The organism is Variovorax atrisoli, from assembly GCF_014195185.1.
Taxonomy (GTDB): Bacteria; Pseudomonadota; Gammaproteobacteria; order Burkholderiales; family Burkholderiaceae_C; genus Variovorax; species Variovorax atrisoli.
On record NZ_JACIBG010000007.1, the window covers coordinates 310,847 to 325,190 of the forward strand.

At 68.5% G+C, this 14,344-nt stretch carries 16 protein-coding genes; 14 read left to right on the forward strand and 2 right to left on the reverse strand.

Annotation, left to right across the window (positions count from 1 at the left end):
* Window positions 1-617: 617 nt before the first annotated feature.
* The 4 genes from FHY06_RS24520 to FHY06_RS24535 all read left to right on the forward strand — a co-directional run bounded on the left by FHY06_RS24520 (window position 618) and on the right by FHY06_RS24535 (window position 4,391).
* Window positions 618-881 carry a hypothetical protein gene (locus FHY06_RS24520; protein ID WP_019657403.1) on the forward strand — a complete coding sequence of 88 codons (264 nt, stop codon included), beginning with the start codon at window positions 618-620 and terminating at the stop codon, window positions 879-881.
* Window positions 878-2,737: a site-specific integrase gene (locus tag FHY06_RS24525; protein WP_184606596.1), complete on the forward strand. Its 1,860-nt coding sequence runs from the start codon at window positions 878-880 to the stop codon at window positions 2,735-2,737. The genes FHY06_RS24520 and FHY06_RS24525 overlap by 4 nt, the downstream gene beginning before the upstream one ends.
* 259 nt (window positions 2,738-2,996) lie before the next feature.
* Window positions 2,997-3,149 (forward strand): hypothetical protein, encoded by a 153-nt coding sequence (locus FHY06_RS24530; RefSeq protein ID WP_165924540.1) that lies wholly within the window; start codon window positions 2,997-2,999, stop codon window positions 3,147-3,149.
* Between the two features lie 267 nt (window positions 3,150-3,416).
* Window positions 3,417-4,391: a hypothetical protein gene (locus FHY06_RS24535; RefSeq protein ID WP_184606597.1), complete on the forward strand. Its 975-nt coding sequence runs from the start codon at window positions 3,417-3,419 to the stop codon at window positions 4,389-4,391.
* 44 nt (window positions 4,392-4,435) lie between these two features.
* Here FHY06_RS24535 and FHY06_RS34930 read toward each other — a convergent pair whose 3' ends face one another.
* Together FHY06_RS34930 and FHY06_RS24540 are read right to left on the reverse strand one after the other, a co-directional pair.
* Window positions 4,436-4,561 (reverse strand): hypothetical protein, encoded by a 126-nt coding sequence (locus FHY06_RS34930; RefSeq protein WP_260310640.1) that lies wholly within the window; start codon window positions 4,559-4,561, stop codon window positions 4,436-4,438.
* A gap of 56 nt (window positions 4,562-4,617) precedes the next feature.
* Window positions 4,618-5,061 carry a universal stress protein gene (locus tag FHY06_RS24540; RefSeq protein ID WP_184606598.1) on the reverse strand — a complete coding sequence of 148 codons (444 nt, stop codon included), beginning with the start codon at window positions 5,059-5,061 and terminating at the stop codon, window positions 4,618-4,620.
* A 103-nt stretch (window positions 5,062-5,164) separates the two neighbouring features.
* On the opposite strand from FHY06_RS24540, the gene FHY06_RS24545 reads away from it, so the two are divergent.
* The 10 genes from FHY06_RS24545 to hemN all read left to right on the forward strand — a co-directional run bounded on the left by FHY06_RS24545 (window position 5,165) and on the right by hemN (window position 14,342).
* Entirely contained in the window at window positions 5,165-7,510 is a 2,346-nt protein-coding gene (locus FHY06_RS24545; protein ID WP_184606599.1) for a heavy metal translocating P-type ATPase, read from the forward strand.
* Complete coding sequence (gene ccoS / locus FHY06_RS24550; RefSeq protein ID WP_019657396.1) at window positions 7,510-7,647, forward strand: cbb3-type cytochrome oxidase assembly protein CcoS; 138 nt, start codon at window positions 7,510-7,512, stop codon at window positions 7,645-7,647. Before FHY06_RS24545 ends, ccoS begins: the two co-directional genes overlap by 1 nt.
* Before the next feature lie 65 nt (window positions 7,648-7,712).
* Entirely contained in the window at window positions 7,713-9,152 is a 1,440-nt protein-coding gene (ccoN, locus tag FHY06_RS24555) for a cytochrome-c oxidase, cbb3-type subunit I (RefSeq protein ID WP_126186061.1), read from the forward strand.
* 9 nt (window positions 9,153-9,161) lie between these two features.
* A complete protein-coding gene (gene ccoO / locus FHY06_RS24560) occupies window positions 9,162-9,791 on the forward strand; it encodes a cytochrome-c oxidase, cbb3-type subunit II (RefSeq protein ID WP_019657394.1) in 630 nt (209 codons plus the stop codon).
* A gap of 24 nt (window positions 9,792-9,815) precedes the next feature.
* On the forward strand, window positions 9,816-9,956 hold the full coding sequence (locus tag FHY06_RS24565) for a cbb3-type cytochrome oxidase subunit 3 (protein WP_132752802.1): 141 nt from the start codon (window positions 9,816-9,818) through the stop codon (window positions 9,954-9,956).
* Window positions 9,957-9,969: 13 nt separating this feature from the next.
* Window positions 9,970-10,887 carry a cytochrome-c oxidase, cbb3-type subunit III gene (ccoP, locus tag FHY06_RS24570; protein WP_184606600.1) on the forward strand — a complete coding sequence of 306 codons (918 nt, stop codon included), beginning with the start codon at window positions 9,970-9,972 and terminating at the stop codon, window positions 10,885-10,887.
* A 15-nt stretch (window positions 10,888-10,902) separates the two neighbouring features.
* Window positions 10,903-12,324, forward strand: a complete 1,422-nt coding sequence (gene ccoG / locus FHY06_RS24575; protein WP_184606601.1) for a cytochrome c oxidase accessory protein CcoG — start codon at window positions 10,903-10,905, stop codon at window positions 12,322-12,324.
* Between the two features lie 34 nt (window positions 12,325-12,358).
* A complete protein-coding gene (locus tag FHY06_RS24580) occupies window positions 12,359-12,649 on the forward strand; it encodes a FixH family protein (RefSeq protein WP_184606712.1) in 291 nt (96 codons plus the stop codon).
* Window positions 12,646-12,921, forward strand: a complete 276-nt coding sequence (locus tag FHY06_RS24585) for a hypothetical protein (RefSeq protein ID WP_184606602.1) — start codon at window positions 12,646-12,648, stop codon at window positions 12,919-12,921. Before FHY06_RS24580 ends, FHY06_RS24585 begins: the two co-directional genes overlap by 4 nt.
* Window positions 12,918-14,342, forward strand: coding sequence for an oxygen-independent coproporphyrinogen III oxidase (gene hemN / locus FHY06_RS24590; protein ID WP_221404374.1), 1,425 nt, complete (start codon window positions 12,918-12,920; stop codon window positions 14,340-14,342). The genes FHY06_RS24585 and hemN overlap by 4 nt, the downstream gene beginning before the upstream one ends.
* The last annotated feature ends 2 nt before the right edge of the window (window positions 14,343-14,344 follow it).

Consider the following 14,344-nt stretch of genomic DNA (forward strand, 5'->3'; position numbering starts at 1 on the left):
GCAACACGTGCCGTGAAAAGATTGAGAGCTAAAGCACGTGGAAGGTGGGATTGTTCTTGGGGGCGAAGAGGGGTCCTAAGACCGGCTCGCTCACCAGAGCAGCATTTGCTGTCGTCGGGCTCGCTCAGTAAGCAACCCAGCGTCTGTCTTATCCCCCCAACTTCGTACAGCAAACCGCCGCCAAGCAGCGTGTAGCCCTGAACCCAAATACGCTGCTACGGCAACCACTTGCAGCACAAAGTGAACCTTGATGCTCAGTAGGTGGCACATTCGTCCGCACATCGGCGCGCCCATCACCGGCAAGCCCCGTAAAAATATCCAAGCGAATCAACAAGTTAGCCCCATGTCCGGCAGTGACCTGTCGAGATTGCCAGGGAGAACAACACAAATTATCATTGATGATTATGTGAGTCGCCATCGCTTCGCCTATCCGCCTACAAAGCCAAGAAGGGGAGCGAGCGATGATCCGGAGCGTCCGCGGTTCAGCGCGGCAGGTAGCATTCAGGAAAAGGTCATGCAAAGGAGGTCGCAGTGAGCACGAGGATCTGGAGAGGGGCCCCCGTTGGGCATGCATGCTGCGCGGTTGCCGCCGGAAGCTGTGCAGAGGAGCTGGCACGATGAGCTCTCATCCCGTTCCGACCCGTGAGGAACTCGCCAGCCTGGAAGACGACGAACTCGAGCGCCTGGCCATCGAGTGGCGCGCCCGCGCTTCGCGCGGTGCCCGGCAAGCCTACGGCGTGGCCCATGCGCTGGAGGTCGAGTGGCGCCAGCGCATCCGCGTGAGCCGCGCCCAGGAATTGCCGCCGCCCGTGGTCGAGCCACGCCGCTGGTGGAAGTTCTGGCAGACCCGGCCAGCATCCGAGGCGTCCTCTTCCCTGTGAAGCCGACCTCCCCGCGCAAGCTTCACCGCGGCCATTTCGCCTTCATGCGCGCGCTCGCGCAGGGCGTCGACGAGCGTGCCAGTTGGGACCGTTATCTGCGGCTGGAAGGCGAGCATGTCGACCTGCGGACGGTGCGCCGCACCATCGCCTGGATCCGCGACGCCTTCGCCGCGGCCGCGCGCCGCGAGCACAAGCCGGGCACGGCGCGCCTGATCCTGCTAGATCCCGAACGTTTCACCGCGACGCCGGCGTTGCCGAGCCTGGCCGAATTCGCACAAGCCGAAGGCCTGGAAGATTTCTCCGAGGCCGAGCAGATCGAGGCTTATGAGGCGGCGCTCGGGCAAGGCGGCGGCTCGGCCGGAGGCCGGCACGGGGCGCCCTCGCGCCGGGCGCGCGTCATCGAGCGCCAACTGGAGGCGCTGCACTGGCTGGAGCGCCTGGTCGCGCAGGACCCGCGCCCCGGCGACAGCGTGGCCGCCTGGCTGCACCCCGCGCTGGCCGAGCGGCTGGAACGCTCGGGGCTGGCGACGCTGGCCCAGTTGGTCGTGCACATCAACGACAGCGGCGCCCGCTGGTGGGTCGAGGTGCAGGGCGTGGGGCAGGGCAAGGCGGCACGCATCCTCGACTGGCTGCATGCCAACGAGCAGGTGCTGGGTCTGCGAGTGAACGCTCACGCTGCTGCACCCCGAGCCCAATTGAACCCATCCACCCTGGCGTCGGTGGTTCCGTCCGCGACCGCGCTGGTGCCCTACGAGAAATTCGTGCTGCCCGCGAACCTGAATGGCCGGGAGGGCGCCTGCCGGGCCCCACGTGAGCTCTGCAATCTGGTGGCAGCAGACGATCACGAAGCCATCGGCGCATGGCTCGCCTCGAAGGGGAATGGCGGGCCCCGGGCGCCCATGACCTCCACCCAGCGCTCCTACCGCAAGGAAGCGGAGCGGCTGCTGCTGTGGTCGGTCCTGGAGCACGGCAAGGCCCTGTCCTCCCTCACCGGCGAGGACGCGCAGGCCTACCAGGCCTTTCTCGCGCAGCCGCCCGCCCGATGGTGCGGCGCGCGTCATCACCAGCGCTGGTCGCCGATGTGGCGACCGCTCGAAGGCGCGCTGACGCCGGCGGCGATGCGGCAGTCGCTGATCATTCTGCGAAGCCTGTTCGCCTTCCTGGTGGCGCAGGGCTACGTGACAGGCAATCCTTTCTCGCAGTCGGTGCTGCCGCCTGATGCGCAAGGCCGCCTCGGGGCGAACCGCATGCTGAGCTTCGCGCAGTGGGACCACGTCGACGGACAGCTGCGCAGCCACGTGGACACCGAGCCCGGCCGCCGCCTGCGCAGGGGCATGCGCTGGCTCTACGCCACCGGGTTGCGCCTGTCCGAGATCAGCGAAGCGCGCTGCGGAGACCTGCGTCCCGGGCAGCCGGCCCCGGACGGCTGCCCCTGGCTGCTGTCCGTGACCGGCAAGCGCGGCGAGCGCCGCGAGGTTCCGGTGCCACCGGAACTGATCGACGAGCTCGGCGAGGAGCTGGCGCGCCACGGCTTCGACCGCCAGGTCGATGCGCCCGCCAATCGGAGCGTCCCGCTGCTGGCGCGCTTCGGCACGGGGGCCGAGCGCCCGACTGGGTGGTCGGCGTCGGGCCTGTACCAGGCCATCAAGGCTTTCCTTGCCCGCGCCGCGCAGGAACTCGACGCCGCCGACGCCGCGCAACTGAGAAAGGCCAGCACGCACTGGCTGCGGCACTCGCACGGGGCACACGCCTTGCGCGGAAGGGAAGGGCGTGCGCCGATGCCCCTGGCGGCGGTGCAGAACAACATGGGCCACGCGTCGAGGTCCACCACCTCGATGTACCTGCCACGGTCCTGAGCAGGGCAGGTCTCCAGGATCGTCGGGCCTCATCCCGCCTCCAGACTGCCGGGTGTCGAGGGGCTGCGCGCCGAGCTATCGGCAGCGGAAGACAACGCACACCAGCTTTGTCCGACAGCCCCGACCAGCCCGCAGAACGCAGACTCCACTGCCCAGCAACCGGAGGAAAGAAGTGAGAAGTCGCAATCGTCGAGACACCCAGCAGCCACAGCCGCAGCCACCGCGGGGAGAGTTCTGGCTCCTGCTCACGATCACGGTGATGATCGCCACCATCGCCCTGCTGCATCTGGCCGTGGAGCGAGAGCGCGCGGGAGGAGCTTTCCAGTTCGATCTTCAGTTGCTGTCCGCAACGCCGGCGACACCGGCGCAGGGCCCTGAAGCCACGCTGCGTCTGCCCCAAGACATCCGCTGAATCCTCTGAGACCGCGCAGGTCCGGCAGTCGAGCGCGCTGCCGACAGTCTCGCCTGCATCAGCCGGGCGCAGCGCTCTATTTCTTTCTTCACTCCGCCAACGAACACGCCAGCACGCTGGCGGGAGCGGGTCGGCGGCTGCAGCAAGACCCGCACGAACCGACCTCGCACGGCATCGTTACCTACCCGACGACACGCAAGACGCTGACCGATGGGGTGAAACGGCCGCAGAAAAGTCCAGGCTTCACTACAACGACAAGGAACAGCCATGGCCCAGTACGACGTGCATCCACCGGTCGGCGTCATCGAAGAATCCTCCAGTCTCAGCGGCGTTTCATGGGGAGCGATCTTTGCCGGTGCGGCAGGCGCTGCAGCGCTGTCGCTCGTGCTCGTTCTGCTCGGAGCGGGCCTGGGCCTGTCGTCGATCAGCCCCTGGGCCAGCCAGGGCCCCAGCCCCGCGGCGATCGGCATGGCCACCATCCTGTGGCTCGCCTTCACGCAGATTGCAGCCTCCGGCCTAGGGGGCTATCTGGCAGGGCGGCTTCGAACCAAGTGGGCGGGCGTGCACACCGACGAGGTCTACTTCCGGGACACGGCGCACGGATTCCTCGCGTGGGCCGTGGCCACTCTGCTGACGGCCTCGCTGCTGGCGTCTGCCGTCGGCTCGGTCGTCGGCGCGGGCACCCAGGCCGGTGCCACGGTGCTCGGTGGTGCCGCGGCCACCGCGTCTTCGGCCGCCAGCGTTCCCGGCCCCCAAGGTTCATCGGATGCCAACGCGGGTGCGATGAGTTCGATGAACTACTTCGTCGATTCGCTGTTCCGCCGCGAGCCTCTGCCAGCGACCGCCACCCCCGGTGCCCCGTCAGGCGACGCCACCGTGGTCCCTGAGAACCAGGCGACATCGCCAGCCGGCAATTCAATGGCCGCCCATGCGGAAGCCAGCCGCATCCTGCTCAACGGCATTCGCACCGGCGCTCTGCCGTCCGAGGACACGCGATATCTGGGACAGCTGGCCGCGCAACGCACAGGCCTCAGCCAGCAGGACGCGGAGAAGCGCGTGACCGACACCTATGCGAAGGCGCAGGCCGCGCTGAAGGATGCGCAGGCGAAGGCCAAGGAGGCCGTCGAGACCGCGCGCAAGAGCTCGGCCTATGCCTCGTTGTGGCTGGTGGTCTCGCTGCTGATCGGCGCCTTCGTCGCAAGCTTCGCCGCAACCTACGGTGGCCGCCGCCGCGACCTCTGACCGACAGCGTTCTCGCATCAACCCCGAAGGAAATTCCCATGCGCTCACTTCTGCTGTACTTCCTGGGTGTACCGATCCCGATCATCATCCTCATCGCCCTGTTCTTCCGCTAGGGCAGGCGCCCGCGCCCGGTTTTCCGGGCCGATGTGCGCCGGGATGAAGCTGGCCATTTCGCCGATGCAGGGCAAGCGTGCCGCCGTGCCTGAAGAAGACGGGCGGCGCCGCTTCAGCGCAGCACCAGCACAGGCAGCGTCGAGCGCACCAGCACCTGCTGCGTCTCGCTGCCCAGCAGCAGGCGCTTGAGGCCCTTGCGCCCATGCGAGGCCATCACGATCAGGTCGCTGCGGTGCTTCTTCGCCGCCGCGATGATCGACTCGGCGACCAGGTCCGAGCTGACCTGTGCCGTCTTGATCCGCACGCCGCGTTCCCGCGCGCGGTCGCGCACCTTGTCGAGCATGACCTGCGCCTTCTCGGCCCACTGCTTCTCGATGCGGCCGACGTCTTCGGCGGAGAAGGTCATCGAGCCTTCGAAATAGCTCTTCGGATAACGGGGAACGACGGTCATCGCGACCAGGTCGGCGTCGTTCTGCACCGCCAGCGAGATGGCGCTGTCGACGGCTTTCTTCGAAAGGGCGGTGCCGTCAGTGGCGACGAGGATGCGCTTGAACATTGAGGATCTCCACACAGTGTGCGCCCGAGCTTAGGCAGGCGACGGTCCTTGCGGCTTGATGCATATCAAGCGCCTCGCGGCGCCTGCCTCTTAGGCTCGCCCGATGAATGCCACGCTCGCCCCGGATCGCGCCGTGATCCCTGCCATTCCAGTTGCTCCAGCTCTGCCAGCTCCCGTCGGTGAAGACGCCTGGCAGATGCTGGACGATCCCGCCGAGTGGGCCGCGTTCGGGCGCGAGTTGAATGACACCGATGGCGGCTGCTGGGAGTCGCAGGTCATGGTCGAGGGCATGACCTGCGCGGCCTGTGCCTTCACCGTCGAGGACGCGCTGCGCAGGGTTCCCGGCGTGCGCGAGGCGCAGGTCAACGCGGCCAGCCGGCGTGCGCGCGTCGTCTGGTCGCCTGCGCAGACGCGGCCCTCGCGCTGGTTCGAGGCGAGCGCGAAGGCCGGCTACCGGCTGCTGCCGGGCTGCGACCGCTCCGCGAGGGAGCTGCGTCGGCGCGAATCGCGGCTGGCCCTGTGGCGGTGGCTGGTCTCCGGCCTCTGCATGATGCAGGTGATGATGTACGCCTACCCCGCGTACGTCGCGCGGCCCGGCGACATGGGCGCCGATTCGGCGCAACTGCTGCGCTGGGCCTCCTGGGTGCTGACGCTGCCGGTGGTGCTCTTCTCCTGCGGGCCCTTCTTCCGCAGCGCCTGGCGCGACCTGCGCATGGGCCGCATCGGAATGGACCTGCCCGTGGCCTTCGGCGTGCTCGCCACCTTCGCGGTCAGCAGCGCCGCCACCTTCGACGCCGGCGGCCCATTCGGTCATGAGGTCTATTTCGACTCGCTGACGATGTTCGTCTTCTTCCTGCTCACCGGCCGATGGCTGGAGGCGCGGCTGCGCGAGCGCACGGCCGGCGCCCTCGATGCGCTGATGAACCGGCTGCCCGATGCCATCGACCGACTCGCCGCCGACGGCAGCTGGAAGCGCGTGGCCGTGCGCCGGCTCGCCGTGGGGGACGTGGTGCGGGTGCGCCCCGGCGAAGCCTTTCCGGCCGACGGCGTGCTGGTCGAAGGCGACACCAGCGCCGACGAGGCCCTGCTGACCGGCGAATCGCGGCCGGTGCCCCGCGCATGCGGCGACCGCGTGCTCGCGGGCAGCCACAACCTGTCGGCGCCGGTGCGGGTGCGCATCGAATCGGTGGGCCAGGGCACGCGTTTCGCGCAGATCGTCCGGCTGATGGAGAGCGCCGCCTCGCGCAAGCCGCGCCTCGCGCTGCTGGCGGACCGCGTGGCGCGTCCTTTCCTCGTCGCGGTGCTGGCATCGGCGGCCATCGCAGCCGCGTTCTGGTGGCCGACGGACCCGGGCAGGGCGCTGATGGTGGCGGTCGCGGTGCTCATCGTGACCTGCCCGTGCGCGCTCTCGCTCGCGACACCGGCCGCCATGCTTGCCAGTGCGGGCGCGCTGGCGCGCGGCGGCGTGATGACCTCGAACCTGCAGGCGCTGGAGGCGCTGGCATCGGTCGACACCGTGGTGTTCGACAAGACCGGCACGCTGACAGGCGATGTCCCTCGGCTGAAGCGCATCTACTGCCGACAGGGCCTGCGGCCCGGCGACGCGCTCGAAATGGCGGCAGCACTCGCCGGCCAGTCGCTGCACCCCGTGTCGCAGGCGCTGGTGAATGCCTGGAACGCGCAGTTCCGCTCGCCACCCGATTGGATCGCGCAGCAAATCGTCGAGGTGGCGGGCCAGGGTATCGAGGGCCGCCTGCGCCGCACGCGCGCAGCAGCCGGCACGGACCGGCGCGTGCGCCTGGGCTCGGCGGTCTTCTGCGAGGTGGCCGCGCTGGAGGTCGAGGCCGCGCAGGTCCACCTGGCCGACGAGCAGGGCTGGCTCGCGAGCTTCGTGCTGGCCGAGGAGCTTCGCGGCGATGCCGCCGAGGCCGTGGCGACGCTGCGCGCGCAAGGGGTCACGGTGCGGCTGCTCTCCGGCGACAGGGACGCGGCCGCGAGGGAGATCGCCGCGCGCTGCGGCATCGACTTCGCGCAGGGCGACTGCACGCCGGAAGACAAGCTCGACGCGCTGTGGCGCCTGCAGGCCGAAGGGCGGCGGATCGCGATGGTGGGCGACGGCCTCAACGACGGCCCGTCGCTGGCGCGTGCGAATGCCTCGTTCGCCTTCGGCCGCTCGGTGCCGCTGTCGCGCGCGCACGCCGACTTCGTGGTGCTCGGCGACAGGCTCGCCAGCATCCCGCAGGCGATCGCGCAGGCTCGCAGGAACTTGCGCGTGGTGCGGCAGAACCTCGTGTGGGCCGCGGGCTACAACGCGCTGTGCGTGCCGCTGGCCGTCGCCGGCTGGCTGCCGGCCTGGCTCGCGGGCCTCGTCATGGCCGCGAGCTCGCTCGTCGTCGTTCTCAACGCCGCGCGGCTGTCGCGCGCTGGCGCTGGAGAAGGCGTGCGCTGATGGACATCCTCTTTCTCCTCGTGCCGCTGTCCGTGATGCTGGTCCTCGCGATCCTCGGCGGACTGTGGTGGGCCATCGAGCGCGGCCAGTTCGAAGACGTCGACATGGAAGGCGAACGCATCCTGCACGGCGATTGATATGCATCAAGCCCTCGGGCCGGTTACCCACGGAAACTGCCCGCAACTCAATCAAGGGCACGACGATGCAGGAACCCAGACCCCCCGCCGCGGAATACGACGACACGGTCGTGCGGCAGTTCGCGCTCATGTCCGTGGTGTGGGGCGTGGTCGGCATGCTGGTGGGCGTGGTCATCGCCTCCCAGCTGACGTGGCCCGAGCTCAACCTCGGCGTTCCATGGCTCAGCTACGGACGCCTGCGGCCGCTGCACACCAACGCGGTCATCTTCGCGTTCGGCGGCTGCGCGCTGATGGCGACCAGCTTCCACGTGGTCCAGCGCACCTGCCAGGTCCGGCTCTTCGCGCCCCGGCTCGCGTCCTTCGTGTTCTGGGGCTGGCAGGCGGTGATCGTGGCGGCCGCCGTCAGCCTGCCGATGGGCTACACGCGCGGCAAGGAATACGCAGAGCTCGAATGGCCGATCGCCCTGCTGATCGCGGTGGTCTGGGTGGCCTATGCCATCGTGTTCTTCGGCACCATCGGCACGCGCAAGGTGCGCCACATCTACGTGGCCAACTGGTTCTTCGGCGCCTTCATCATCGCGGTCGCGCTGCTGCACATCGTCAATGGCGCGGCGGTTCCCGCGGGATGGATGAAGAGCTACTCGGCCTATGCCGGCGTGCAGGACGCGATGGTGCAGTGGTGGTACGGCCACAACGCAGTGGGCTTCTTCCTCACGGCCGGCTTCCTCGGGATGATGTACTACTACATCCCCAAGCAGGCGGGACGGCCGGTGTATTCGTACCGGCTGTCGATCGTGCACTTCTGGGCGCTGATCTTCACCTACATGTGGGCGGGCCCGCACCACCTGCACTACACCGCGCTGCCCGACTGGACGCAGTCGCTGGGCATGGTGTTCTCGCTGATCCTGCTCGCGCCGAGCTGGGGCGGGATGATCAACGGCGTGATGACGCTCTCGGGCGCCTGGCACAAGCTGCGCACCGACCCGATCCTGCGCTTCCTGATCGTGGCGCTGTCGTTCTACGGCATGTCGACCTTCGAGGGGCCGATGATGTCCATCAAGACCGTCAACGCCCTGAGCCACTACACCGACTGGACCATCGGCCACGTGCACTCCGGCGCGCTCGGCTGGGTGGGCTTCATCACCATGGGCTCGCTCTACTACCTGATTCCGCGCATGTACGGCCGCACCGCCATGTACAGCGTGCGGGCCATCGAGGTGCACTTCTGGATCGCCACCATCGGCATCGTGCTGTACATCGCCGCGATGTGGATCGCCGGCGTGATGCAGGGTCTCATGTGGCGCTCGATCAACCCCGACGGCACGCTCACCTACACCTTCGTGGAGAGCGTGAAGGCCACCTTCCCGTTCTACCTGGTGCGCGTGATCGGCGGCCTCCTGTACCTCGGCGGGATGCTGCTGATGGCGTGGAACGTCTGGATGACCGTCATCTCCGGGCGCGCGGTTCGCGCCGAGATCCCGCCGCCTGCCATGGCCCATGCCTGAGGACGCACGATGAATTCCAAGACTTCCAGCTCGGGCGGCTTCACGCACGAGAAGATCGAGACCAACAACCTGCTGATGATCGTGCTGATCCTCGTGGTGGTGGCCGTCGGCGGCCTCGTCGAGATCGTGCCGCTGTTCTTCCAGAAGTCGACCACCGAGGCGGTGCAGGGCGTCAAGCCGCTCACGCCGCTGCAGCTGGCCGGCCGCGACATCTATTTGCGCGAGGGTTGCTACAACTGCCACTCGCAGATGATCCGGCCCTTCCGCTCGGAGACGCTGCGCTACGGCCACTACTCGGTGGCCGGCGAGTTCGTCTACGACCATCCGTTCCAGTGGGGCAGCAAGCGCACCGGCCCCGACCTGCAGCGCGTGGGCGGCAAGTACAGCGACGAGTGGCACCGCATCCACCTGAACAACCCGCGCGACGTCGTGCCCGAGTCGAACATGCCGGCCTACAGCTGGCTGGAGAAGACGCCGGTCGATGCCGAATCGCTGCCTGCCCACATGCGCGCGCTGCGCCGCGTCGGCGTGCCCTATACCGATGCCGAGATCGCCGGGGCCGCGGAAGACGTCCGGGGCAGGACCGAGATGGAGGCCACGGTGGCCTACCTGCAGTCGCTGGGCCTGGCGCTCAAGTAGGCAAGCGGCAAAGGACGCAAAACCATGATCGACCTCACCACCTTGCGCATCGCCGCCACCGTCGTGTGCTTCGCGCTGTTCATCGGCATCGTGATCTGGGCGTATTCGCGCCGCAACGCGCCCGGCTTCCAGGAAGCGGCACGCCTGCCATTCGAGCAGGACTGAAGGGATAAGCACGATGAGCGATTTCATCCACCGTTTCTGGTCCGACTACGTGGCCGCGGTCTCGCTGCTGGGCATCCTCGGCTGCGTGATCCTGCTGTGGCTCACGGCCCGCAAGCGCGTCGCCGCCAGCGCCGACAACACGACCGGCCACGTCTGGGACGAAGACCTGCGCGAGGCCAACAACCCGCTGCCGATGTGGTGGGTCGGCCTGTTCGTGCTGACCATCGTCTTCGGGCTCGGCTACCTCGCGCTCTTTCCTGGGCTGGGGAGCTTCCGCGGTAAGTCCGACTGGACTTCGCGCGGCGCGTACGAGGCGGAAGTCGCCAGGGCCACGCAGGAGCTCGCACCCGTCTATGCGAAGTACGCGGCGATGCCGGTCGAGGAAATCTCGCGCGACCCGCAGGCCCATGCCATCGGCGAGCGGCTCTTCATGGGCAATTGCGCCCAGTGCCACGGCTCCGATGCGCGCGGCAGCAAGGGCTTTCCCAACCTGACGGACAAGGACTGGCTCTACGGCGGCACGCCCGAGAAGATCATCGAGACCATCACCAGGGGGCGGGTGGGCGTGATGCCGCCCATGGCCGCCGCCGTCGGTACGCCCGACGATGTGAAGAACGTCGCCAACTACGTGCTGAGCCTGTCGGGCGAGCCGCACGACTCGGTGCGCGCCGGCCTCGGCAAGGCGAAGTTCACGGCATGCGCCGCATGCCACGGCATCGGCGGCGTGGGCAACCAGGCCCTGGGCGCGCCCAATCTCAGCGACAGGATCTGGCTGCACGGCTACGGCGAGGCCGCCATCATCCAGATGATCAACTCGGGCAAGCACAACGAGATGCCCGCGCAGGAAGGCCGCCTCACCGAGGCACAGATCCGGATGGTCGCGTCCTACGTCTGGGGGCTCTCCAACAATGCGCCTGCGGCCACGCCCTGAAGCCGGCAGACCGCCATGACCCGCAGGATCATTCCCATCGCGAACGCCAACCCGGGAGGCGGCGAGGAGGTCGGCCTGTACGAGGCCTCGAAGAAGATCTATCCCCGCACCGTGCGCGGCGTGTTCGCGCGCTGGCGCTGGGCGCTGGTCTTTCTCACGCAGCTCGTGTTCTACGGCATGCCGTGGGTGGAATGGGGCGGGCGGCAGATGGTGCTGTTCGACCTCGTGGCGCGGCGCTTCTACATCTTCGGGCTGGTGCTCTACCCGCAAGACCTGATCTACCTCTCGGGCCTGCTGGTCATCAGCGCGCTCTCGCTCTTTCTCTTCACCGCCGTGGCGGGGCGGCTGTGGTGCGGCTACGCCTGCCCGCAGACGGTCTACACCGAGATCTTCATGTGGGTGGAGCAACGCATCGAAGGCAACCGCGCCGCGCGCATGCGGCTGGACGCCGAGCCGATGTCGCTCGAGAAGCTGGTGAAGAAGTGGGCCAAGCACCTGCTGTGGATCGGCATCGCGATGTGGACCGGCTTCACCTTCGTGGGCTACTTCACGCCGATCCGCGAGCTCGGCATGGCCTTCCTGCGAACGCAGATGGGCTCGTGGGAGGTCTTCTGGGTGTTCTTCTACGGCTTCGCGACCTACGGCAACGCCGGGTTCATGCGCGAGCAGGTCTGCAAGTACATGTGCCCCTATGCGCGCTTCCAGAGCGCGATGTTCGATCGCGACACGCTCATCGTGACCTACGACCCCCGGCGCGGCGAGCCGCGCGCGCCGCGCCGCAAGGGCCCCGATCCGCGGTCGATGGCGCTCGGCGACTGCATCGACTGCGGCCTGTGCGTGCAGGTGTGCCCCACCGGCATCGACATCCGCAAGGGCCTGCAGTACGAATGCATCGGCTGCGGCCTGTGCGCGGACGCCTGCGACACGGTCATGCAGAAGATGGCCTATGCGCCGGGGCTGATCCGCTACGACACGCAGAACGGCATGGAGGCCGGGTGGTCGCGCCGACAGCTGCTGCGGCGCGTGCTGCGCCCACGGGTGCTGGTCTACGCCGCGATCCTGCTGCTGCTGGTGACCGGCCTGTTGGCCAGCCTGGTGGTGCGCTCGCCGCTGAAGGTCGACGTGGTGCGCGACCGGGCCGCGCTGGCGCGCATCGCCGAGGGCGGAAGGCTCGAGAACGTCTACCGGCTGCAGATCATGAACGCCACCGAGCAGCCGCAGCGCTACCGCATCGCCGCCAGCGGGCTCGAAGGGCTCAGCGTGTCGCCGGACGAGCCGGTGGCCGTCGATGCAGCCCAGTCGCGCTGGGTCGCGGTGCGGCTTCAGGTGCCCTACGGCAGCGTGCCCGCCGGATCGCACACGGTGCACTTCGGCATCCGCGAGGAAGGCAGCGGCGCGCAGGTTTCCGAGAAAGCGGCCTTCCTGGTGCCGCGCTGAAAGGTCTGGAATGCATGCAGCAACCGGTTCGACGATGAACGCGCAGGCCGCCGAAGCGCTCGAGGCGCACAAGCCCTGGTGGCGCCATCCGCTGCTGTGGATGGTGATCGGCGGCCCGGTGGCCGTGATGATCGCGAGCTTCGTGACCTTCTGGCTGGCCTGGCGAAGCCCCGATGCGCTGGTGTCCGAGGACTACTACCGCGAGGGCATCGAGATCAACAAGACGCTGGCCGGCAAGCGCCACCTCCCCGCGCTGACCGGCCGCAACCACGCGATGACGCCCGCGGAAGACGTGCCCTCCGCGGGTCCGAGGGCGGCGCCATGACCGCGATGCGGCTGGTCGCCGCCATCCTCTGGCCTTCCTTCCTGGTGGCCTGCGGCATGGAGGTGCTGGTCTTCGCACTGGTCGATCCAATCAACACCTTCTGCGGCGCCGATGCGCTGCACATGACGCGGCAGGGCATCTACACCGGTGCCTTCTTCGTCTTCTGGCTGATGGCCGCGGCCTCGAGCGCCTGCACGGTGCTGCTGACCGCGCCGCCTGCACCCGTGCAGCCCGTCCAGCCCGACGCTCCCATGCGCACACCCTCCCCATGACTTCCATTGCCCTCGCTCCCGACACCGGAATCGAAACCGGAACCGTGCAAGCCCCGCTGCCGACCGACCTGCTGAGGCAGTTCGACGTGCCCGGCCCGCGCTACACCTCCTATCCCACCGCGGACTGCTTCGTCGAGTCCTTCGGCGAGAACGACTACGTGCGTGCGCTGGCACAGCGCCGCGCGGCCGGCCCCGAGGCGCCGCCGCTGTCGCTGTACGTCCACATCCCGTTCTGCGAGTCGCTGTGCTACTACTGCGCCTGCAACAAGATCGTGACGCGCCACCGCGAATGGGGCCGCCAGTACCTCGCGTACCTCGCGCGCGAAGTCGAGCTGCAGGTCGCGCAGCTCGGCCGCAGCGCCACCGTGTCCCATCTGCACCTGGGCGGCGGATCGCCGACCTTCCTCGACGATGCGGAGCTCGGCGAGCTCATGGCGCTGCTGCACCGGGCCTTCGCCTTCGTGCCCGGCGGCGAGCGCTCCATCGAGATCGATCCGCGCACGGTGGACGCGCAACGGCTTTCCAACCTCGCGGCGCTCGGCTTCAACCGCCTGAGCTTCGGCGTGCAGGACTTCGACCCGGCCGTGCAGGAGGCGGTGCACCGCATCCAGCCCGCATCGCAGGTCTTCGCGCTGATGGACGAGGCCCGCTCGCTGGGCTTCGAGTCGATCAACGTGGACCTGATCTACGGCCTGCCGCGGCAGAACGACGCCTCCTTCGAGCGCACGCTCGCGCAGGTCTGCGAGCTGCGGCCCGACCGCATCGCGCTCTATGCCTACGCGCACCTGCCCGAGCGCTTCAAGCCGCAGCGGCGCATCCATGCCGAGGAACTGCCGGACGCCGCCGCGCGCGTGCGCATGCTCGCGAACGCCATCGCGAGGCTCACGGGCGCCGGCTATGTCTACATCGGCATGGACCATTTCGCGCTGCCCGACGATCCGCTCGCCGTCGCGAAGAAGCAAGGGCGGCTGCACCGCGACTTCCAGGGCTACGGCACGCGGCCCGAAGGCGACCTGATCGCGCTCGGCGTGTCCGGCATCGGCCGCGTGGGCGCCACCTACAGCCAGAACGCCAAGAGCCTGGACGACTACCGCGCCTTGCTCGACCAGGGGTGCCTGCCGGTGGTGCGGGGCCTTGCGCTGTCGCGCGACGACCTGCTGCGGCGCGAGGTGATCATGGCGCTGATGTGCCGGGGGCGGCTCGACTTCGATGCCATCGGCGAAGCCTTCGCGGTCGACTTCCGGCGCTACTTCGCCACCGAGTTCGCGGCGCTCGGCCCGCTGGTCGCCGACGGCCTGGTGCGCCTGAGCGACCACGGCCTTGTGGTCACCGAGGAGGGCTGGTTCCTCGTGCGCGCGGTTGCGATGGTGTTCGACCGACACTGCCGCGCCAACCGCACGCGCTTCTCGCGCGTGGTCTGAGC